Raw genomic sequence first — 19,182 nt, forward strand, 5'->3', positions numbered from 1 at the left:
CTTAAATAAAGAATTGAGTGAGGAGTCGCAGCATGAGTCAGGAATGGGATGCCGGTCGGTTGGACAGCGACCTCGATGGCGTAGCTTTCGATACCCTGGCTGTGCGCGCCGGCCAGCACCGCACCCCGGAAGGTGAGCACGGTGACCCGATGTTCTTCACCTCAAGCTATGTGTTCCGCACTGCTGCCGACGCCGCTGCGCGTTTTGCCGGTGAAGTGCCGGGCAACGTTTATTCGCGCTACACCAACCCGACCGTGCGAGCGTTTGAAGAGCGTATCGCGGCGCTGGAAGGTGCTGAGCAGGCAGTCGCCACGGCAACCGGCATGGCGTCCATTCTGGCCGTGGTGATGAGCCTGTGCAGCGCGGGTGACCACGTGCTGGTGTCGCGCAGCGTATTCGGTTCGACCATCAGCTTGTTCGAGAAGTACTTCAAGCGCTTCGGTGTTGAAGTGGACTACGTGCCTTTGGCCGAACTTTCCGGCTGGGAGGCGGCAATCAAGGCCAACACCAAGCTGTTGTTCGTCGAGTCGCCCTCCAACCCACTGGCCGAGTTGGTGGATATAGCCGCCTTGTCCGAAATAGCTCATGCTAAAGGCGCGATGCTGGTGGTCGATAACTGCTTCTGCACGCCTGCCTTGCAGCAGCCGTTGAAGCTGGGCGCAGACATCGTTGTGCACTCGGCCACCAAGTTCATCGATGGCCAGGGCCGTTGCATGGGCGGCGTGGTTGCTGGCCGCAGCGAACAGATGAAGGAAGTGGTGGGCTTCTTGCGTACCGCTGGCCCGAGCCTGAGCCCGTTCAACGCCTGGATCTTCCTCAAGAGTCTGGAGACCCTCAGCCTGCGCATGAAAGCCCATTGCGCCAATGCGCAGGCTTTGGCCGAGTGGCTGGAGCAGCAGGACGGTATCGAGAAGGTCCATTACGCCGGCCTCAAGAGCCACCCGCAGCACGCGTTGGCTCAGCGTCAGCAGCGTGGTTTCGGCGGTGTGGTGAGCTTTGAAGTGAAGGGTGGCAAAGAAGGCGCCTGGCGCTTTATCGACGCGACGCGCTTGATCTCCATCACCGCCAACCTGGGTGACAGCAAAACCACTATTACTCACCCAGGTACCACTTCCCACGGTCGTCTGACCCCGCAAGAGCGTGAAGCGGCGGGCATCCGTGACAGCCTGATTCGCATCGCCGTGGGCCTGGAAGATGTGGCTGACTTGCAGGCTGACCTGGCCCGCGGGCTGGCTGCCTTGTGATCGAGTGGTCCATGGACGCTGCAGCGACCGGTAACGGTCGCGTTGCACTGGTGACGGGCGCGGCGCGCGGCATTGGCCTCGGTATCGCCGCGTGGCTGATTAGTGAAGGCTGGCAAGTGGTGTTGACCGACCTTGACCGCGAGCGCGGTTCCAAGGTGTCCAAGGTGCTGGGTGACAATGCCTGGTTTATTACCATGGACGTGGCGGATGAGAAACAAGTCGCCCAGGGCGTTGCCGAAGTGCTGGGCCAGTTCGGGCGCCTGGATGCGTTGGTGTGCAACGCGGCAGTGGCCGACCCGCGCAATATCACCCTGGAGAGCCTTGACCTGGCTTACTGGAACCGGGTGCTGGCGGTGAACCTCAGTGGGCCGATGCTGTTGGCCAAGCACTGTGCGCCGTATCTGCGTGCCCACGGCGGTGCCATCGTCAACCTGGCGTCGACCCGGGCCCGCCAGTCGGAGCCCGACACCGAAGCCTACGCGGCGAGCAAGGGCGGTCTGCTGGCCCTGACTCACGCCTTGGCCATGAGTCTGGGGCCAGAGGTGCGGGTTAACGCCGTGAGCCCTGGTTGGATCGATGCGCGTGATCCTGCTGCTCGGCGTGCCGAGCCATTGACCGATGCCGATCACGCCCAGCATCCGGCGGGCAGGGTGGGTACGGTTGAAGACGTGGCGGCGATGGTGGCGTGGTTGCTGTCGCGTCAGGCGGGGTTTGTCACCGGGCAGGAGTTTGTGGTGGACGGTGGCATGAGCAAGAAGATGATTTACAGCGAGTAGGGCCGGTAGCCGTCTTGAAGCAATTTTGTCTTTTTCAGAAAAACTTCAAGCAGGCTATTGACTTAGGTCCGCTACCTGCGTAAATTTCGCGGCCTCAACGAAGCAAAGGGTGATTAGCTCAGCTGGGAGAGCATCTGCCTTACAAGCAGAGGGTCGGCGGTTCGATCCCGTCATCACCCACCACTTCTTGAGAGTTTTGCTTCAGGGCAAGACGCAACGTTAAAGGTTGCACCGACGCGCAGCGGTAGTTCAGTCGGTTAGAATACCGGCCTGTCACGCCGGGGGTCGCGGGTTCGAGTCCCGTCCGCTGCGCCATATTTCCAGGTTCGACTTGTCGGGCTTGAGATCGAACAGCCAAGGCTGAACGATCAGATGTTTAAAGACGGTTGAGCGTTCACGCGCAGCCGGTCAAGCGATACGCAGCGGTAGTTCAGTCGGTTAGAATACCGGCCTGTCACGCCGGGGGTCGCGGGTTCGAGTCCCGTCCGCTGCGCCATATCTGCCTCAAGGCCCACTGAACGCCTTGAAGCACAAAGCAAGCGTTAAGCTTCTTTGATCCGATAGCAAAGACCCTGGTCGAAAGACCGGGGTTTTTTGTGTCTGCAATTTGGCTCCGGCTGTTCCTCGGTCAGAAATGTGGGAGCGGGCTTGCTCGCGAATACGGTTTGTCAGCTACATATTCAGTGGCTGACACACCGCCTTCGCGAGCAAGCCCGCTCCCACAATCAGGTAGGCTCAGAACCCCAACTTATCCCGCAGCCCGTAGTACCACGCGCCCAGCGCCGCAAACGGCGTGCGCAACAGTTGCCCACCCGGGAACGGGTAGTGCGGCAGGTCGGCAAACGCATCAAAACGCTCTGCCTGGCCTCTCAACGCTTCTGCCAGCACCTTGCCAGCCAGGTGCGTGTACGTCACGCCGTGGCCACTGCAGCCTTGGGAGTAATAGATGTTGTCGCCCAGGCGACCAACCTGCGGCAGGCGCGACAGGGTCAGCAGGAAATTACCGGTCCAGGCGTAGTCGATTTTCACATCCTTGAGCTGCGGGAAGGCTTTGAGCATCTTCGGGCGGATGATTGCTTCAATGTTTGCCGGGTCACGCGCGCCATACACCACGCCGCCGCCGAAGATCAGGCGCTTGTCGCTGGTAAGTCGGTAGTAGTCGAGCAGGTAGTTGCAGTCCTCGACGCAGTAATCCTGCGGCAGCAACGTCCTGGCCAGCTCATCGCCCAGCGGTGCGGTGGTGATGACCTGTGTGCCGCATGGCATCGATTTGGCCGCCAGCTCCGGCACCAGGTTCCCGAGGTAGGCGTTGCCCGCGACGATGACGAACTTGGCCCTGACCTTGCCCTCGGCAGTGTGCACCACTGGGTTGGCGCCGCGCTCGATGCGCACTGCCGCCGATTGCTCGTAGATTGTGCCGCCCAGCGACTCCACAGCCGCCGCCTCGCCCAGCGCGAGGTTGAGCGGATGAATGTGTCCGCCACTCATGTCCAGCAGGCCGCCGACATAGTTGTCACAGGCCACCACTTCGCGGATACGGCGCTCGTCCAGCAACTCCAGCTGCGTATGGCCGTAGCGCTCCCACAGTCGTTGCTGCGACTCCAGATGACCCATGTGCTTGCTGTTGAGTGCAGCGAACACGCCGCCGTCCTTCAAGTCGCACTGGATTTGGTACTTTGCCACGCGTTCACGGATGATCCTGCCGCCTTCAAACGCCATCTGCCCGAGCAGTTGCGCCTGCTTGGGGCCGACGCTGCGTTCGATCACGTCGATGTCGCGGCTATAGCTGTTGACGATCTGCCCGCCATTACGGCCCGAGGCGCCAAACCCCACTTTGGCGGCTTCCAGCACGGTGACGCGAAAACCGCTCTCCAGCAGAAACAGCGCGCTTGAAAGGCCGGTGTAGCCAGCGCCAATCACGCACACATCGGTTTCGACTTCACCTTGCAGTACCGGGCGCGGCGGAACCGCATTCGCGGATGCGGCGTAATATGACTGGGGGTAGGGGGTGTTCGCCATCCTGGAACCTCTGTTTTATATTTTTTACGAGTGCGCCGATCCTACCTGAGTTGAAAATTGCCTGCCAGCCACCCGAAAACCTAGGGTGTGCCCGGCGCGAATAAATAATTCGCATATTCATAGGGTTAGCTGCAAAAAAGATGTTGACACCCCTCCGGAATTCCGTAGAATGCCGCCTCACAGCAGGCACGTAGCTCAGTTGGTTAGAGCACCACCTTGACATGGTGGGGGTCGTTGGTTCGAGTCCAATCGCGCCTACCAAACAAAATCCGCTCTGCTGGGCGGTCTAGAAGGGCTCACCGAAAGGTGGGCCCTTTTTTGTTGTCCTCGATTTGACTAGGCATCCAATTTGAGCGCCTTCGTGCAGTGCTGAATAGCTTTGGATTCAAGCCGGCATGAGGGCAATCAGCGCAGGTGTTATGAGGGATCGACAAAATAGCCTATACCCGTACGGGCGCTTTTCACGCTACTGTTATAACGAATGTTTTGGTGAAGTCAGCCTAAGGAAAAGGCTGCGAGATAAAATAAAACTCGAATGTCGCGTGATAGGGGCTCGAAGGGAACAATGAGAAAAGACCTTAGTGTTGGATTGGATTTCACACGAATCATCGCTTGCTTAATGGTCGTTGTTCTTCATGTGTTCGCAACGGGCGTTGCCGAATTTAGTCATGACTGGGTTTATTTTAATGCGTATGACTCACTTGTTCGGGCGTGTGTTCCACTCTTCTTGATGTTGTCGGGTGCACTGTTGCTGGGCAGGGAAGAAGGGGTGACGCAGTTTTACACCAAGCGATTTTTACGCATCTTCCCGCCACTTATATTTTGGTCGGTGTTCTACGTGCTGTGGAAGGCCAGGTTGAGTGGTGATTACAGTGGGTTAAGTGCCTCATTGTTTTCCGTGCTCAAGGGGCCTGCTTATTTTCACCTGTGGTACCTGTATGCCTTGGTGGGGATTTATCTGTTTATTCCATTCATGTCGAAGATTTATCGACATTCCACAGACGCGGAGAAGATCACCTACCTCTCTATTTGGTTCGTCGTTGCCTGCGTGATTCCCTTAGTCGCTTACTTTTATCCGGGGATGGGTGACGTAGCCTCTGTGTACGGTCTTTCATCGTTTGTCGGGTTAAGTGGGTTTGTGTTTCTTGGCGCTTATGTGTTTGATCGGATCAAAACGCAGGTGAAGCAATCGCTTCTGGCGGATGCCGCAGGTTTTATCACGAGCGCCGTGTGCACCGCGTTGGCGACCTATTGGTTATCTCTGCGAGACGGCACGCCCAATCAACTGTTTTTTTCTTACCTTTCGCCTTTTGTCGTGGCGGGGGCTGTTTTCGGGTTTCGGCTATTGATGGGGCTAGGGACGCGACTGTCCAGATACGCTAAAACATTAAATGTGCTGGCAGGCTCTACCCTGGGTGTGTACTGCTTACATATCTTTGTGATGAACAGGCTGAGTATCGTCTATGGCCCCTTCATTGAAGGCCATTCGATGCTCTGGGTTATTCCCGCGCTGGTTTTCGCTATCTTCATCATGACGCTGGCACCTATATTTATTGCGCGCCAGTTCAAGCCCTTCAGGCATATTATTTAAGTGTCGGGCGCGAAGATGTCCGCCGCATGGGCTCCAGCGGCAGATGTGGAAGGCGGCTGTTACTGACTGATCAGCAGAACAGGGTAGCGACCGATAACAGGCAGATGATTTGAACAACCAACTGGCACCGTATTTCACCATTCGTTGTCGCCATACCTATTTGTCCGGCGTACATAGTGACTCCCTCTTCGTTGGCAAAGTACCGTGAGCGGTGCGCGCAACGCGTGACCGCGTTATTGAGTATAGGTCTGGAACAGGATTTCGCTGTCGAACCGATCTGCGTGGATCAATACCGCGCTTTCAAATGGGCGCCGCAGCGCTGGAGGCATTGCCGGTGGGGCCGCAGCATTAAGAGGCCTGTAGTCAATCTGCACCGATTGTGAGGTGCTGCGCAAGCCGCAGTGACCCTGCATACTGACGGATGATTGAATTCAGCCCTGGGAGCAAACGATGGAATTGGCAATGGAAGTGTCGTTCGACGTGACGGCGCAGGAGCGTGAGGCCATCCTCAAACCGCTGAGGGCGTATAACCTCAGCCATACCGGTGCAATGGCATTTGAAACCGTCGGCATTTTGCTACGTGATCCCACTTCTCAAGAGGTGGTGGGCGGTCTATATGGGAAGATTTCCTACGGATGGTTGTTCGTTGAACTCTTGAGCATTCCGGACCAGATGCGTACTCAAGGAACCGGCACGCGTTTGATGGGCGCCGCTGAAGATCTGGCGCGTGAACGCGGATGTGCCGGGATCTGGCTGGACACCTTCAGCTTCCAGGCGCCGGACTTTTATCGCAAGCTGGGCTTCAGTGAGTTTGGTCATATCGCTGATTATCCGCCGGGTCATCAACGGCACTTTTTTCAAAAACGCCTGGGCTAAATCCCTGCACGGCGCCGGATCATCTGGCGCCAATTACCCACAAAATTTATTGGTTTGCAGCAACAATTTTTCTTGTTGGACACCCCCCGCCCCCAAGCAGCACAGTTGCCGCCACTGACGCTCGACCTTCCAGGTCAACAATAAAAACCGCGCCGGGCTGCACGCTACTTTCATGCTGTGAACCCTTTGTTCACATCCTGCTGTAATGGCGCCGCAGCGCGCATTCAAGGACCTCATCGTCATGCAAACTGTTGTGAACCTATGGCCGTTGATCGGCGTACTTGTCATCGTGGTTGGCTTCGTCTTGAGCTTCAATCCACTGTTGGTAGTCACCGCCGCCTCCATCGCCACAGGGCTTGCCGCCCACTTTCCGTTGGACAGAATCCTCGCCAGCATGGGCGAAGGTTTTCTTCAAACGCGCGCCCTGCAACTGATCTTGTTATTGCCCCTGGCAGTCATTGGCCTGTTGGAGCGCCATGGTTTGCGCCTGCACGCGCAGAACTGGATCGCTCGCTTTGAACGCGCCACCGTCGGACGTTTGTTGATCATCTATCTGTTTGTGCGCGAGTCCACGGCGGCGATGGGGCTCACCAGCCTGGGTGGGCATCCCCAAATGGTGCGGCCGCTGTTGGCGCCGATGGCCGAGGGCGCCGCCGAAAAGCGCTATGGCAAGCTGCCGGACACGCTGCGTCACAAGGTACTGGCCATGTGTGCGGCAACCGATAACGTCGGGCTGTTTTTCGGTGAAGACATCTTTGTCGCCTTCGGTGCAATTGCGCTGATGCATACCTTCCTGCTGGGTTCGGGCATAGATGTGGAGCCGTTGCACATTGCGGTGTGGGGCATCCCGACAGCGATTTGTGCCTTTATCATCCACGCGATTCGCCTGCATCGGTTTGACCGAAGACTCACCCGCGAGATGACGCCCGCCGTCACGCCTGTGGAGGCCGCGCAATGATCATCTCGATTGAATACCTGTACTGGCTTGCCGGCATTTTGTTGCTGATTACCGCAGGCATGATCCTGATGGATCGAACCCACCCCAAGCGCTGGTCCAGCGCCGCATTTTGGCTGCTGTTCGCTATACCGTTCCTGGTCGGGGAGCGCTTGCCGCCGATACTCATTGGCATTGGCGTCGTAGTGATGGCGTTGATCGCAGGTTTTGGCGGCGTCGGTCGAGGCGCACATGCCCAGTTGCATGACAAGTCTGCCCGTGCCAGTGCTGGTCGACTGGGCCACAAGCTGTTTATCCCGGCGTTGGCCATTCCCCTGACTACCGTGATTGGTTCGGTGTTGCTCAAGCACACCGAAATCGGTGGCGTGCCACTGCTGGACCCGAAAAACACCACCTTTGTATCGCTCGGTGTCGGTTGCCTGATCGCCCTCGGCCTGGCCTGCTGGTTGACCCGCGATACGCCTGTGCAAGCCTTGCGCGAATCCCGGCGCCTGACCGAAGCCTTGGGCTGGGCCATGGTGCTCCCGCAGATGCTGGCGATGCTCGGGCTTTTATTCAATGAGGCCGGGGTCGGCACGGCGGTTGCGCATGTGACTACCACCTACATCAACCTGGATTTCAAACTGGTTGCGGTGATGGTGTATGTACTGGGCATGGCCCTGTTCACCGTGATCATGGGCAATGGCTTTGCGGCTTTCCCGGTCATGACAGGCGGTGTTGGCGTGCCGGTACTGGTGGGTATCTATGGCGGTAACCCGGCGGTGATGGCGGCGATCGGTATGTTCTCCGGCTATTGCGGTACGCTGATGACGCCTATGGCGGCCAACTTCAATATCGTGCCGGCGGCGTTGCTGGAGTTGCCGGACAAGAACGCAGTGATCAAGGCGCAACTGCCGACCGCCTTAATGATGCTGGTCGTCAATATTGTCCTGCTCTACCTGTTGATGTGAGGCCAAGATGCAAACTTTACTGCTGACGGGCTTCGAGCCCTTTGATCAAGACCCGGTCAACCCGTCCTGGGAGGCGGTGCGCCAGTTGGATGGCGTGCAACTGGGCGAGGGTGTGCAGATTGTTGCGCGTCTGCTGCCTTGTGCGTTTGCCATGGTGGGGCAGTGCCTGGCTGGGCTAATCGCCGAATTGCGCTCGGCGATGGTGATTGCCACGGGTCTCGGGCCTGGGCGTAGTGATATCTCCGTGGAGCGAGTCGCGATCAACGTTAACGACGCGCGCATCCCCGACAACCTGGGTGAGCAACCTATCGATACGGCGGTCGTGGTCGACGGGCCGGCCGCCTACTTCAGCACGCTGCCGATCAAGGCTATGGTCAAGGCGATGCGCGAGGCCGGGATTGCGGCGTCGGTTTCGCAGACGGCGGGCACATTTGTGTGTAATCAGGTGTTTTACCTGCTGCAGCACGCGCTGGTCGGTACGGACGTTCGCAGCGGGTTTATTCATGTACCGAACCTGCCGGAGCAAGTCGCAGGCAGTGGGCAGGCTTCGATGCCGTTAGTGACGACAGTCGAGGGGCTGCGCGTAGCCGTACGTGCGGCATGGAACACTCAGGTTGATTGGGTGCAAACCGGTGGGCAGATCAGTTGATCTGCCTTAGCCGTTCAACAGTCGGGTCAGGCCGACGGTAATGGCGCACGCGAGCCCGGTCATTGCGAACGCGGTAGCGACGTACCATTTGATGAGATTCAGCTCTGTGGTCGCCAGGTCCGCCTTGGTGGCGAAGTGCTTTTCCATGGAGTCTGCCCTGCTCGAAACGGCGAATAGCTTCTCTTTCATTTCAGCCAGCCCTTTTTCCAGTAAACCCAAGCGTTTTTCCATGCCCGAACCTCCGTCATTGCCTCCACCGGCTCTACCTTGAGCCGGGATGTTCAGTGTGTTCGCCCAACCTAGCCGATATTGTTTTTTCTCCAAAGCGTGACACCTTTTTTGGTTGAAGTGAGAGAGCGCTTGGGAACGAAGATTAGTACCAGTTCGGGCCGACCGTGAGCGACAAACCTTTGCAAAATACCACCAAGGTTCTCGCCTGGGAGGTCAGGCTTCCCGCCGTGGAAAGAACAACTCAAAACACGTCACCCCTGCCTCACTGGTAACGCTGTAGCGACCGTTATGCAGCAGCATGATCGTTGCGACAATCGATAGCCCCAACCCGTTGGACTGGGCCGAGCGTTCCCGCGACTCATCCACTCGGTAAAACCGTTCGAACAGGCGCGGCAAATGCTCGGCGGGTATGGTTTCACCCCGATTGCTGACCCGCAGGTTGATGCCATCGGCATCTGGAACCGCCTGAATCAAAAGTTCTGAACGGGGGGCGCCGTACTTGATAGCGTTTGCACACAGATTGGCCAGTGCACGACGCAATAACATCGGTTCAGCCCAGATCACACCGTCACCCTCGGCGAGAATGCTGATATCCACGTCGCTCGCCAACCCTTCGAAGTAGTCAGCCATACGCTCCACTTCCTCCGCCGCACTCAGCTCCTGGCGCTGGCGCAGGGCGCTGGCCGGGTCGGTGCGGGCGAGGAACAGCATGTTGTCGAGCATCCGCGCCAGGCGTTCGAGCTCTTCGACGTTGGAGGCCAGCAGTTGCTGGTAGCTTTCGATGCTGCGGCTCTGTTGCAGGGCGACTTGCGTTTCGCCCAGCAGATTGTTGATCGGCGTACGCAGTTCGTGGGCCATGTCGGTGGACACCTGGCCCAGCTGCACGAAGCCTTTGGCCAGTCGCTCGAGCATGGTGTTGAAGGCGTTGATCATCGGCAGCAGTTCTTTCGGCGCACCGTGGCTGTCGAGTCGTTCAGCCAGGTTGCCCACGCCGATGCCTTGGGCGTGTTTGGCCAGGCGCCGCAACGGCAAAAGCCCGCGGTGCACCAGCAGGTACCCCACCAATGCGAGGATGATTGCCGCAACGGTTGCCAGGATAAACACACTCAGGCGATAGCTGGCGAGCATGGCGGTGCGTTCAGTCATCAGGCGCCCGGTGGTGACTTGCAGGCTGCCCAGGTCACCGGAGTCGATGGATGCGGCCACGGTGGCGAAAGGCACGCCATTTACACCGGGCAAATGGTGCACGTCGGAAAAGCCCAGCTCGTGGTCTTTTGGTACGGGGGGCACGGACGGCATTTCAATGTTGCCCGGGTTGACCAACAGCAACGGCTTTTGCCCCGGCGCCGCGATGCTCAGCACCGACTCGCTGTTGCCCAGCATGTTCTTGAACAGCTCTGGCTTGGTCTTGATCAGGTCCAGGGTATTGCTGTCGTTGAGCAGGTTGCGTAACTGGTCGGCGCGATAGATCAGGGCAGCATCGTCACGTTTGATCAGTTCACGCTCAAGTTCGCGATACAGCGCAACGCCCAGGGTGGCCAGCAGGGCGAAGGCGAGCAGAGCGAAGATCAGCGCCAGGCGCAGAGTCAGCGAGTAGTGCCGGCGGCGGTTCATGGCTGTATATCGAAGCGGTAGCCGATGCCCCGCACGCTGTGAATTAACTTGAGCTGGAATGGGTCATCGATTTTCAGACGCAGGCGTCGTACCGCGACGTCGACCACATTGGTGTCGCTGTCGAAATTCATGTCCCAGACCCGCGAGGCAATCATCGAGCGTGACAACACCTGATCCTGGTGGGTGGCGAACAGGTGCAGCAGGGCGAATTCCTTGTTGGTCAGGGTAATGCGTGTACCCGCACGGGTGACCCGGCGTTTCAGTACATCGATTTGCAGGTCGGCAATGTGCAGTTGCTCTTCTTCGCGACTCGGGCCGCGGCGGGTCAGGGTGCGTAAGCGCGCGACCAACTCGGCGAAGGAGAAGGGTTTGATCAGGTAGTCATCAGCACCCAGTTCCAGGCCCTTGATACGGTCGGCAATGTCATCGCGGGCAGTCAGGAACAGTACCGGAGTGTCAGCCTCCTTGCGCAGGCGCCGCAGCACTTCCCAGCCGTCCATTTTTGGCATCATCACGTCCAGCACGATCACGTCGAATGGCGTTTCCAGCGCCAGGTGCAACCCGTCCACGCCGTCACGGGCGAGGCTCACCGAGTAACCCAGTTCCTGCAGGCCATTGAGCAGGTAATTGCCGGCCTTGGGTTCGTCTTCGACTACGAGGATGTTCATGGGAAGTGCCCTGGTTCTAAGCGTTGCGCAAGTGTAGCCCGATCAATTGTCACTGGCGCAGCCAATGCCCTGAACCTGATAGTCCAGCACATGCTCGCGACCCTGATGGTCCAGGTAATCGAGGCGGGCGGGGACGATACCGCACTGGCCGTAGGTGTCGGTGCTCGACAGGACTTTGTCGACATCCAGGTGCACGAAGAAGCCGGTCTTGTCGTGGATCACATTGGTGGCGGGGGTTGTGTCGGCTGCGAACGCTGAGCCGGTGGCAAGTAAGGCGCTGAAGCCGAGGATAAACAGTTTCATGGTGGTCTCTCTCTTTAAAGGGTTGGCTGCCAGCTCCTGGCAGTGAGTTCACAGTAACCAGGCAGCTCAAACAGCCAGCCAACAGGATCATGACAAGTTCGTAATGAACGGTTTAAGGCTGACGGCCGGACGCTTCGAGGATCAGGTCAGTGATTTCCTTGGCGTGGGACACCAGCGACAAGTGGCTCGACGGCAGCTCGATGGTGGTGGCGTTCATGCGCTTGGCGAGGAATCGCTCAAGGTCCGGGTTGATGGTCTGGTCATTGCTCGACACGGCGTACCAGGACGGCTTGGTGTGCCAGGCCGCATTGACGGTGCGGCCGCTGAAAAGGGTCTTGGCAATCGGTTGTTGTACCGCGTACAGCTGCAGCGCCTTGGCGTGCGGTACATCGGCGGCGAAGTACTTCAGGAAGGCGTCCTGGTTCAGGGTGAGGTAGCCGTCGTGCTCAACAACACCGGCTCGCACGGGCATGCTCGGGTACTTGGCAGCAATGGCGACGAAGTCTTCGTTGGCGTCCGGTGCACGGGCTGCCACATACACCAGGGCGCTGACTTTCGGGTTCGCCCCGGCGTCGCTGACCACGGTACCGGCGTAGGAATGGCCGACCAGCACGGTAGGGCCGTCCTGTTGGTTCAGTACGCGATTGGTCGCGGCGACGTCATCGGCAACCGATGTCAGCGGGTTCTGTACGGCGGTCACGTGCAGGCCGGCGGCCTGGAGGCGGGTGATGACTTCTGACCAGCTTGAGCCGTCAGCCCAGGAACCGTGCACCAGCACCACGTTGTCGGCTTTGACCGGTGCGACGGTGCCGGCCATGGCGGTGCCGGTACCCAGCATCAACAGGCTGGCGGCAATCAGGCAGAGTTTGCTTGCAGGTTTCATCGTGCGGCCCTTCATCTTCAGTGGGAAGTTGTGCCACCCGATGTGGGTGACTGACGACGCCACTGTAGGAAGTGAGGGTGCTGACAAGACTTACAGGTTGATGACAAACCTGTAATGCAATCGCTTGGTTAGCAGCGCGGCGCTGGCGTTTACAAGCGAGGAGGTGACCCGTAGATTGCGTCGGGTCGATTATTTGTTAATGCCCAAGAGGAATCCACGCCGTGTCCGTCCGAGGTTCAGCCGTATTTGCCCAACGTTACCGCGCCTTTCTGTTCGATATGGATGGGACCCTGCTCAACTCTATTGCGGCCGCCGAGCGTGTTTGGAGCACTTGGGCTGAGCGCCACGGGCTGGATGTGGCGGCCTTCCTGACCACCATCCATGGCGCACGCGCTATTGACACCATCACCCGTCAAGCATTGCCAGGCGTGGACCCTGAAGTTGAAGCGCAGTGGATCACCGAAGCGGAAATCAATGATGTCGAGGGGGTCGTGGCGATTTGCGGCGCTGTCGAGTTTCTGAACGGCCTCCCTGGCGATCAATGGGCGCTGGTCACCTCTGCACCCAGGGAACTGGCGTTGCGCCGCCTGACTGCTGCGGGCATTGCACCGCCGGCAGTGTTGGTGACGGCTGAAGATGTTGTCAGCGGTAAGCCTGACCCCGCCTGTTATGTGCTGGGGGCGCAGCGTTTGGGGGTGCCGGTGCGGGAGTGCCTGGTGTTCGAGGATGCGAGCGTGGGTATTCGAGCCGGGGAGGCGGCCGGTGCGGATGTAATGGTGGTGACCTCTACTCACCTGACGCCCATGGCCACCGCGCATGCCACCATCCACGACTATGAGCAGTTGCAGGTCCGGCGCGACGGTGAGGGCCTGCTGAGTTTGCAGGGTCTGGCGGGCTGAAATGAAAAAGCCGAGCCGTTACCGGTCTCGGCCTTATTCGCGAGGGATGTGATCAGGCGGCGCCTGTAGCCGGCTGCTTCTCATTCCCTGGCGGGACATCACCATTTCTCTGAGGATTTCATTGGCAAGCCGGGCAATCGCTTCGGCACCGCGATAATTCGCCCGCACGATTCCGGTAATCGCGAAATGGTCGGTTTCCGGGCCACTGAGGATGGCAGAAAGGGTGCCGTCAGCGTGCAACGTACACGTGATCTTGTAGCTGGGCAGGCGCGCTGCCAGTGCCGATTCGATTTGGCATTTGCTGAGGCTGTCCATCTGCTTTAACGCCTTTGACTGACCGTGCAAGCCAAGCATAGATCCTGCTGCAAGGCTGTAAATACCGGCGATCCGATAGCGGATTACCGGCCCTCATCGTGCGGCTTTCTGCGGGGGACGTTGCGCGGCGCGTTGGCACAATTTGCGCAAAATGGCCTTTTGGAGGGGCTGAAGGCAGAACGCAAACAGGTAGCCAGACAAGAAGAGCGCCAGGTCCAGCCACGAACGTTTGCCGGGGTCGCTGATGCCTTCAATTTCGAACCTCACGCCATATCCCAACGCCACGAAGACCAGCCCTATCAGCAGGGCGATCCCCCAGGACTTGGAAACAAGTGGCTGCTTTGCGGTTGGCCTCATCGACGTGCTCCTGAACGCACTCGGATGGCAGGATAATAGTCAGGAGATTCGGCTGCGAATTAAGCAACAAGTTCCAGGCGCCAAGACAGTTTCATCTTGCAGCGACGCTGAACGTGTCAAGCGCGCGGATCGCGCAAGAAAGCGCGAACAGTCTGAAGGGATTTCGCCAGCCGTTACAGTGAACGAAAAGGCTGGCTACTGAGTGGGGCGTCAAGGAGTCTGGTTTTTGTCCGGAGCCGTGAGGCCGGCCTGGATGCGCTGGTAAATCTCCTCGCGATGCACGGCAACGTCCTTGGGGGCGTTGATGCCGATTCGTACTTGCTGGCCGCTGACGCCCAGGATGGTGATCGTAATGTCATCACCGATGTTTATGCTTTCACCAACTTTTCGGGTGAGTATCAGCATGGACTTCTCCTTGATTACTTTTAAGGGCACATGTTTCAGACAGGGCACGTGTCGGATGTGTGTAGCTTACTGCTAAGCGCTTCCCTGTGACTGCCTCTTTTAGGACGCATAGAGGCGACATTAATTCCCATGGCGGCATCATACAGGTCTGCGGTACATCATTCGCATTGTTTAAGCCAACGTTTATGACGGCCAGAATAGACAGTGAATGATAAAGTTGCCTCTTTATCCTTAAAGGAGCAGGGCAGTGCGTAAAGTAGCGATGGCAATTGCGGTGTTGGCATTGGCCGGTTGCGGTGAAGGTAAACCGGTCGACGCCCCCAAGGCCAAGCCTGCCGTGACCGAGAGCCAGCCTCAAACCGGAGTGATTGCCGCTCAGGAGTGGGACGTATGGGTAGGCCCGCCAGACCACAAACTGCAGGCGCTCACCGACTTGACCGCCTGGCTGCTGGAACATGGTTTCAATTTTTATATCGTGAAGACAGACGGTAAGGACGAGGTACTGCTGGGCCCGTTCGCCAGCAAGGCCGAAGCTGAAGCCAAGCAGGCCCTGTTGACCGAAAAACTGGCACGCGCCAAGAAAAATGATACCGAGTCGCAGGTCATCGAGCACAAGATTGCGCAGTAACCGGCAGGTTGGGCGGCAGTCCCGCCCATTTTCAGCCGCAGGCTTTCAGGTTCACCGGGCCGACAAATTCGTTACCGCGCCCCATTACACACGCCACGGTCTGGTTGCGCTGACGCTCCCAAGGTTGCACGGGGTAGGTCTTGTTCCAGGCTTCATACAGCTGGCGGTCCTGTTTTGACAGGCGCAAGCCGTATTGTTTGCTCATATAGAAATACGTTCGGGCGATCATCCCGCGAATGGACGGGCGGGGCATGACCTTCTTGGCCTTGAAATCCACTTGGGTCAGGCATGAACCGTATTGCCCGCGTTGCGCCGGCAGCCATCCAAAACTGAAGTTGTTACGGTCGCCATTGACCTCGCCGATGCTCGGCACCAGGTTGTGCAGGTCCGCCTCGGCGCGCTTGAACACGTCGTCGTAGCGCGTACAGTTTTTGCGCCCACCGGTTTGCCAACACTGGCGCTGATGCCCGATCTGCCAGGCTGGAACGATGTGTTCCCATTCGATGCGTGCAGCGCGGTTGGCATTTTTGCGTGGGATGTAACCGCAGGCTTTCAAATCCACACGGTTGCCGTTGTATTTGCAGCCGCAGTAGAACTCCGTGGATTGTGGTGCGTAGAGCTTCCAGGCGACTTTCTTGGCCTCGCCGAATGTTCGAGGCGCCTGAGCATGAGCAGTAGCGGCAAAAAACAAGCAAAAAACAGCAATAAAACGGGCACTCATTGAATCAATCTTCCTTCGGCACAACCCAGAAAATCTGCACGCCGCCATCATCCCGATAGGCGAGGGTGACGTTGTCGTTCTCCGCGATTTCTTCCAGCAAGCGCTCCCATTCTTCCTCCGGCTCGTCCGGCAAACGGAAGATCAGGGCGGCCTTGGCTTTTTGGGCGTTGGTCGAATTGATGATTTTTTGCACACGAACGGCGAGGCGTGCATAGGCGTCAGGCGGGGTTGGCGCTGCAGAAGTAGACGTTGCCACGGAGTATTCCTTAGTGTGCTGTACGTGCATACAGTGTTTAACTGTTACGAATTTCGCAACTGCTTAATATTCAGGAAGTTCGTTTGACGGTCATTCAGGCAGAGGGCTGTAGCGAGGAGAATGTGTACCGGAGGGGCGAGCGGGGAGGTAGAGGCAGGCGAGCCCGCCTCTACAGGTGTCGCTAGCAATCAATATTCCCAGAACATCCGTTGCAACTCTTTGCTGTCCTGAGTCTTGGTCAGGGCAACCATTGCCAGAATTCGGGCTTTCTGTGGGTTGAGGTCATGTGCGGCAACCCAGTCGTACTTGTCGTCAGGCTGTTCGGCGTTACGCAGAACGAACCCGCCGGCATTCACGTGGGAAGAACGAATGATTTGCACGCCTTGCTTGCGCAGTTCCTGCAGGGCAGGGACTACTTTGGAAGACACCGAACCGTTACCGGTACCGGCATAGATGATGGCTTTGGCACCGGCCTGGGCCAGGGCCTTGACGGCGGTGTCGCTCACGTTGCCGTAGCCGTAGGCGATTTCCACGTCCGGCAGGCTTTTGATGGTCTTGATGTCGAACTCGGAATCCATGGTGTGGCGCTTGGCAGGCAGGCGGAACCAATAGGATTTGCCTTCAACGACCATGCCCAACGGGCCCCACGGGCTTTTGAACGCTTCGGTCTTGATGTTGATCATTTTGCTGACGTCGCGACCCGACTGGATTTCGTCGTTCATGGTGACCAGTACGCCCTTGCCGCGAGCGTCTTTGCTGCCGGCGACAGCCACGGCGTTGTACAGGTTGAGCATGCCGTCAGCCGACATGGCGGTACCTGGACGCATTGAGCCGACGACTACGATTGGCTTGTCGGTCTTTTCCACCAGGTTCAGGAAGTAAGCGGTTTCTTCGAGGGTGTCGGTACCGTGGGTGATTACGATGCCGTCCACGTCCTTGCTGTCAGCCAGTTCGGCAACGCGGCGACCCAACTGCAGCAGGTTTTCGTTGTTGATGCTTTCGGACGCAATTTGCATCACTTGCTCGCCGCGTACATTGGCGATCTGGCTAAGCTCAGGAACACCAGCGATCAATTGCTCGATACCGACTTTGGCCGCCTGGTAGGTGGCGCTGTTGGCGGCGCTGGCGCCGGCACCTGCAATGGTGCCGCCAGTGGCGAGAATCACCACGTTGGACAGTTTGGTCTTGGTTTCAACTTCCTTTGCCTGGGCGGCAACGGGGAACAGCAGCAGTAGGGCTAGAGCGCCCGGAACGAAGGTTTTCAGTGCAGATTTCATTATTTTTCTCTCTGGTTTTTGATGAGTGCGGTAGCAGGTTCATCTAGAACACCCGGGCGATTCTGAATGCCGCGAGGTGCTGAGAAAGAGCAGGATTTGTACCAGGCTGATGGTGGCCGAACATATAAATTAACGTGTTGATTTAAAACAACTTAAATTGATTTTTTAGAGGGGGATGAGGAGCGGTTGTCCGGCTTTCCGAACAGTGAGGGGCTATTGCGTTCGGTTGTCCGAAAACCATGATGGAATATTCATGGAGGCGTGTATGACGGTGGCGTCACTGCCTGTCGTTTTGGAGAGCGGTCGGGCAAAGGCAATGTTTAATCACATCAGCGGTACGATGAAAGGCCCGGGCCAGATGAAAGGCAGATTTCCGTCGTTGACAAATCTCGGCAAGGTTCTCATAGTTTGACTAACGCAAACGTTTGCGAGATGTTTCACGCAGCGCTCCCTGAGTATCGTGAAAGCTCGTATCAGCCACCCGGGTGGGAGGGCTGCCGAAGCGTTCTTCGGTGCAAGCGTTGCTTACAATAATCATAAGATCGGAGTGAACCCATGAAGCTGCCATTTGCTGGACGTCTTCTTGCTGTCGCTGTGCTTGCTGCCGCATCCGCTGCTCTACCTCTCTCCTCTGCATTCGCTGATGACGCCGCCGCCAAACCCAAGGTCGGCCTGGTGATGAAATCCCTTGCCAACGAATTTTTCGTGACCATGCAGGACGGCGCCAAGGAATACCAGAAGGCGCATTCCGCTGATTTCGACATGATCACCAACGGGATCAAGAACGAAACCGATACCAGTGCGCAGATCGATATCGTCAACCAGATGATCCTCGCCAAAGTAAACGCCATCGTGATCGCCCCCGCCGACTCCAAGGCATTGGTCACTGTGCTGAAGAAAGCCTCTGATGCTGGCATCAAGGTCGTCAACATCGACAACCGCCTTGATCCGGACGTACTGAAAAGCAAAAACCTCACTATCCCGTTTGTGGGCCCGGACAACCGCAAAGGCTCCAAGCTGGTGGGTGACTACCTGGCCAAGCAACTGACCTCGGGTGACAAGGTCGGCATCATCGAAGGCGTGCCGACCACCACCAACGCCCAGCAGCGCACCGCAGGCTACAAGGATGCGATGGACGCCGCCGGCATGAAGATCGTTTCCACCCAATCGGGTAACTGGGAAATCGACCAGGGCCAGAAAGTGGCCTCCGCCATGTTGAGCGAATACCCGGACCTCAAGGCGCTGCTGGCCGGTAACGACAACATGGCACTGGGCGCAGTCTCCGCGGTACGTGCGGCAGGCAAGGCCGGCAAAGTGCTGGTGGTGGGCTACGACAACATCGAAGCCATTAAACCTATGCTGCAGGACGGCCGTGTCCTGGCGACTGCCGACCAAGCCGCTGCTCAGCAAGCTGTGTTCGGTATCCAGAACGCGCTCAAGCTGGTCAAGGGTGAGCAAGTCGATGCCAAAGACGGCGTGATCGAAACCCCGGTCGAACTCGTCCTCAAGAAGTAATCCTGGTAGCACCCAACAGCGCCCGCTCGTCCTGAGCGGGCGCCTGGAGA

The 19,182-nt window shown here is 58.0% G+C and carries 22 protein-coding genes and 4 tRNA genes; 14 read left to right on the forward strand and 12 right to left on the reverse strand.

What is annotated here, in order from left to right; all coding sequences use genetic code 11:
* Positions 1-32 precede the first annotated feature (32 nt).
* The 5 genes from ACI77D_RS04240 to ACI77D_RS04260 all read left to right on the forward strand — a co-directional run bounded on the left by ACI77D_RS04240 (position 33) and on the right by ACI77D_RS04260 (position 2,516).
* Positions 33-1,244 carry an O-succinylhomoserine sulfhydrylase gene (locus ACI77D_RS04240; RefSeq protein ID WP_221295250.1) on the forward strand — a complete coding sequence of 404 codons (1,212 nt, stop codon included), beginning with the start codon at positions 33-35 and terminating at the stop codon, positions 1,242-1,244.
* An 11-nt stretch (positions 1,245-1,255) separates the two neighbouring features.
* Positions 1,256-2,020, forward strand: a complete 765-nt coding sequence (locus ACI77D_RS04245; RefSeq protein ID WP_082895925.1) for an SDR family oxidoreductase — start codon at positions 1,256-1,258, stop codon at positions 2,018-2,020.
* A 107-nt stretch (positions 2,021-2,127) separates the two neighbouring features.
* Positions 2,128-2,203, forward strand: a tRNA-Val gene (locus tag ACI77D_RS04250).
* Between the two features lie 55 nt (positions 2,204-2,258).
* A tRNA-Asp gene (locus tag ACI77D_RS04255) sits at positions 2,259-2,335 on the forward strand.
* Between the two features lie 104 nt (positions 2,336-2,439).
* A tRNA-Asp gene (locus ACI77D_RS04260) sits at positions 2,440-2,516 on the forward strand.
* Between the two features lie 239 nt (positions 2,517-2,755).
* Here the strand turns inward: ACI77D_RS04260 and ACI77D_RS04265 are convergent.
* Complete coding sequence (locus tag ACI77D_RS04265) at positions 2,756-4,039, reverse strand: NAD(P)/FAD-dependent oxidoreductase (RefSeq protein ID WP_407016112.1); 1,284 nt, start codon at positions 4,037-4,039, stop codon at positions 2,756-2,758.
* Between the two features lie 184 nt (positions 4,040-4,223).
* On the opposite strand from ACI77D_RS04265, the gene ACI77D_RS04270 reads away from it, so the two are divergent.
* From ACI77D_RS04270 to pcp, 6 genes are all read left to right on the forward strand, one after another.
* Positions 4,224-4,300: transfer RNA gene (locus ACI77D_RS04270), tRNA-Val, on the forward strand.
* A 304-nt stretch (positions 4,301-4,604) separates the two neighbouring features.
* The gene (locus tag ACI77D_RS04275) at positions 4,605-5,630 is read left to right on the forward strand and encodes an acyltransferase (RefSeq protein ID WP_407016113.1); all 1,026 of its coding nucleotides are present in this window, start codon (positions 4,605-4,607) and stop codon (positions 5,628-5,630) included.
* Between the two features lie 450 nt (positions 5,631-6,080).
* Positions 6,081-6,506 (forward strand): GNAT family N-acetyltransferase, encoded by a 426-nt coding sequence (locus ACI77D_RS04280; RefSeq protein WP_128587358.1) that lies wholly within the window; start codon positions 6,081-6,083, stop codon positions 6,504-6,506.
* 241 nt (positions 6,507-6,747) lie between these two features.
* A complete protein-coding gene (locus tag ACI77D_RS04285) occupies positions 6,748-7,464 on the forward strand; it encodes a DUF969 domain-containing protein (protein WP_407016114.1) in 717 nt (238 codons plus the stop codon).
* Positions 7,461-8,411, forward strand: coding sequence for a DUF979 domain-containing protein (locus ACI77D_RS04290; RefSeq protein WP_407016115.1), 951 nt, complete (start codon positions 7,461-7,463; stop codon positions 8,409-8,411). The genes ACI77D_RS04285 and ACI77D_RS04290 overlap by 4 nt, the downstream gene beginning before the upstream one ends.
* Positions 8,412-8,418: 7 nt before the next feature.
* The gene (gene pcp / locus ACI77D_RS04295) at positions 8,419-9,060 is read left to right on the forward strand and encodes a pyroglutamyl-peptidase I (protein WP_407016116.1); all 642 of its coding nucleotides are present in this window, start codon (positions 8,419-8,421) and stop codon (positions 9,058-9,060) included.
* A gap of 6 nt (positions 9,061-9,066) precedes the next feature.
* Here pcp and ACI77D_RS04300 read toward each other — a convergent pair whose 3' ends face one another.
* The 5 genes from ACI77D_RS04300 to ACI77D_RS04320 form a co-directional block, all read right to left on the reverse strand.
* Positions 9,067-9,291, reverse strand: coding sequence for a hypothetical protein (locus tag ACI77D_RS04300; RefSeq protein WP_064453237.1), 225 nt, complete (start codon positions 9,289-9,291; stop codon positions 9,067-9,069).
* Positions 9,292-9,504: 213 nt separating this feature from the next.
* Positions 9,505-10,905: a heavy metal sensor histidine kinase gene (locus tag ACI77D_RS04305; protein ID WP_407016117.1), complete on the reverse strand. Its 1,401-nt coding sequence runs from the start codon at positions 10,903-10,905 to the stop codon at positions 9,505-9,507.
* The gene (locus ACI77D_RS04310) at positions 10,902-11,573 is read right to left on the reverse strand and encodes a heavy metal response regulator transcription factor (RefSeq protein ID WP_064453235.1); all 672 of its coding nucleotides are present in this window, start codon (positions 11,571-11,573) and stop codon (positions 10,902-10,904) included. Before ACI77D_RS04310 ends, ACI77D_RS04305 begins: the two co-directional genes overlap by 4 nt.
* Positions 11,574-11,615: 42 nt before the next feature.
* Entirely contained in the window at positions 11,616-11,876 is a 261-nt protein-coding gene (locus tag ACI77D_RS04315; protein ID WP_407016118.1) for a DUF2790 domain-containing protein, read from the reverse strand.
* A gap of 112 nt (positions 11,877-11,988) precedes the next feature.
* Positions 11,989-12,759 (reverse strand): alpha/beta fold hydrolase, encoded by a 771-nt coding sequence (locus ACI77D_RS04320; RefSeq protein WP_407016119.1) that lies wholly within the window; start codon positions 12,757-12,759, stop codon positions 11,989-11,991.
* 221 nt (positions 12,760-12,980) lie between these two features.
* Between ACI77D_RS04320 and ACI77D_RS04325 the strand changes: the two genes are divergently transcribed.
* A complete protein-coding gene (locus tag ACI77D_RS04325; RefSeq protein ID WP_064453233.1) occupies positions 12,981-13,658 on the forward strand; it encodes an HAD family hydrolase in 678 nt (225 codons plus the stop codon).
* Positions 13,659-13,691: 33 nt separating this feature from the next.
* On the opposite strand, the gene ACI77D_RS04330 is transcribed toward ACI77D_RS04325, so the two are convergent.
* The 3 genes from ACI77D_RS04330 to csrA all read right to left on the reverse strand — a co-directional run bounded on the left by ACI77D_RS04330 (position 13,692) and on the right by csrA (position 14,735).
* Positions 13,692-13,973 (reverse strand): hypothetical protein, encoded by a 282-nt coding sequence (locus ACI77D_RS04330; RefSeq protein ID WP_221295247.1) that lies wholly within the window; start codon positions 13,971-13,973, stop codon positions 13,692-13,694.
* 93 nt (positions 13,974-14,066) lie between these two features.
* Positions 14,067-14,330, reverse strand: coding sequence for a hypothetical protein (locus ACI77D_RS04335; RefSeq protein WP_064453232.1), 264 nt, complete (start codon positions 14,328-14,330; stop codon positions 14,067-14,069).
* A 210-nt stretch (positions 14,331-14,540) separates the two neighbouring features.
* Complete coding sequence (gene csrA / locus ACI77D_RS04340; RefSeq protein ID WP_003192511.1) at positions 14,541-14,735, reverse strand: carbon storage regulator CsrA; 195 nt, start codon at positions 14,733-14,735, stop codon at positions 14,541-14,543.
* Positions 14,736-14,997: 262 nt separating this feature from the next.
* Between csrA and ACI77D_RS04345 the strand changes: the two genes are divergently transcribed.
* Positions 14,998-15,363, forward strand: a complete 366-nt coding sequence (locus ACI77D_RS04345; protein ID WP_407016150.1) for an SPOR domain-containing protein — start codon at positions 14,998-15,000, stop codon at positions 15,361-15,363.
* Positions 15,364-15,394: 31 nt separating this feature from the next.
* Here the strand turns inward: ACI77D_RS04345 and ACI77D_RS04350 are convergent, their stop codons facing one another.
* The 3 genes from ACI77D_RS04350 to ACI77D_RS04360 all read right to left on the reverse strand — a co-directional run bounded on the left by ACI77D_RS04350 (position 15,395) and on the right by ACI77D_RS04360 (position 17,617).
* Positions 15,395-16,084, reverse strand: a complete 690-nt coding sequence (locus ACI77D_RS04350; protein WP_407016120.1) for an endonuclease — start codon at positions 16,082-16,084, stop codon at positions 15,395-15,397.
* A 4-nt stretch (positions 16,085-16,088) separates the two neighbouring features.
* The gene (locus ACI77D_RS04355; RefSeq protein WP_208604440.1) at positions 16,089-16,340 is read right to left on the reverse strand and encodes a DUF1654 domain-containing protein; all 252 of its coding nucleotides are present in this window, start codon (positions 16,338-16,340) and stop codon (positions 16,089-16,091) included.
* A gap of 188 nt (positions 16,341-16,528) precedes the next feature.
* A complete protein-coding gene (locus ACI77D_RS04360; protein WP_064453228.1) occupies positions 16,529-17,617 on the reverse strand; it encodes an asparaginase in 1,089 nt (362 codons plus the stop codon).
* A 555-nt stretch (positions 17,618-18,172) separates the two neighbouring features.
* Here ACI77D_RS04360 and ACI77D_RS04365 point away from each other — a divergent pair.
* Positions 18,173-19,132 carry a sugar ABC transporter substrate-binding protein gene (locus ACI77D_RS04365; protein ID WP_128587341.1) on the forward strand — a complete coding sequence of 320 codons (960 nt, stop codon included), beginning with the start codon at positions 18,173-18,175 and terminating at the stop codon, positions 19,130-19,132.
* Positions 19,133-19,182: the final 50 nt, after the last annotated feature.

This window comes from Pseudomonas sp. O39 (assembly GCF_045447295.1).
Taxonomy (GTDB): Bacteria; Pseudomonadota; Gammaproteobacteria; order Pseudomonadales; family Pseudomonadaceae; genus Aquipseudomonas; species Aquipseudomonas antarctica_A.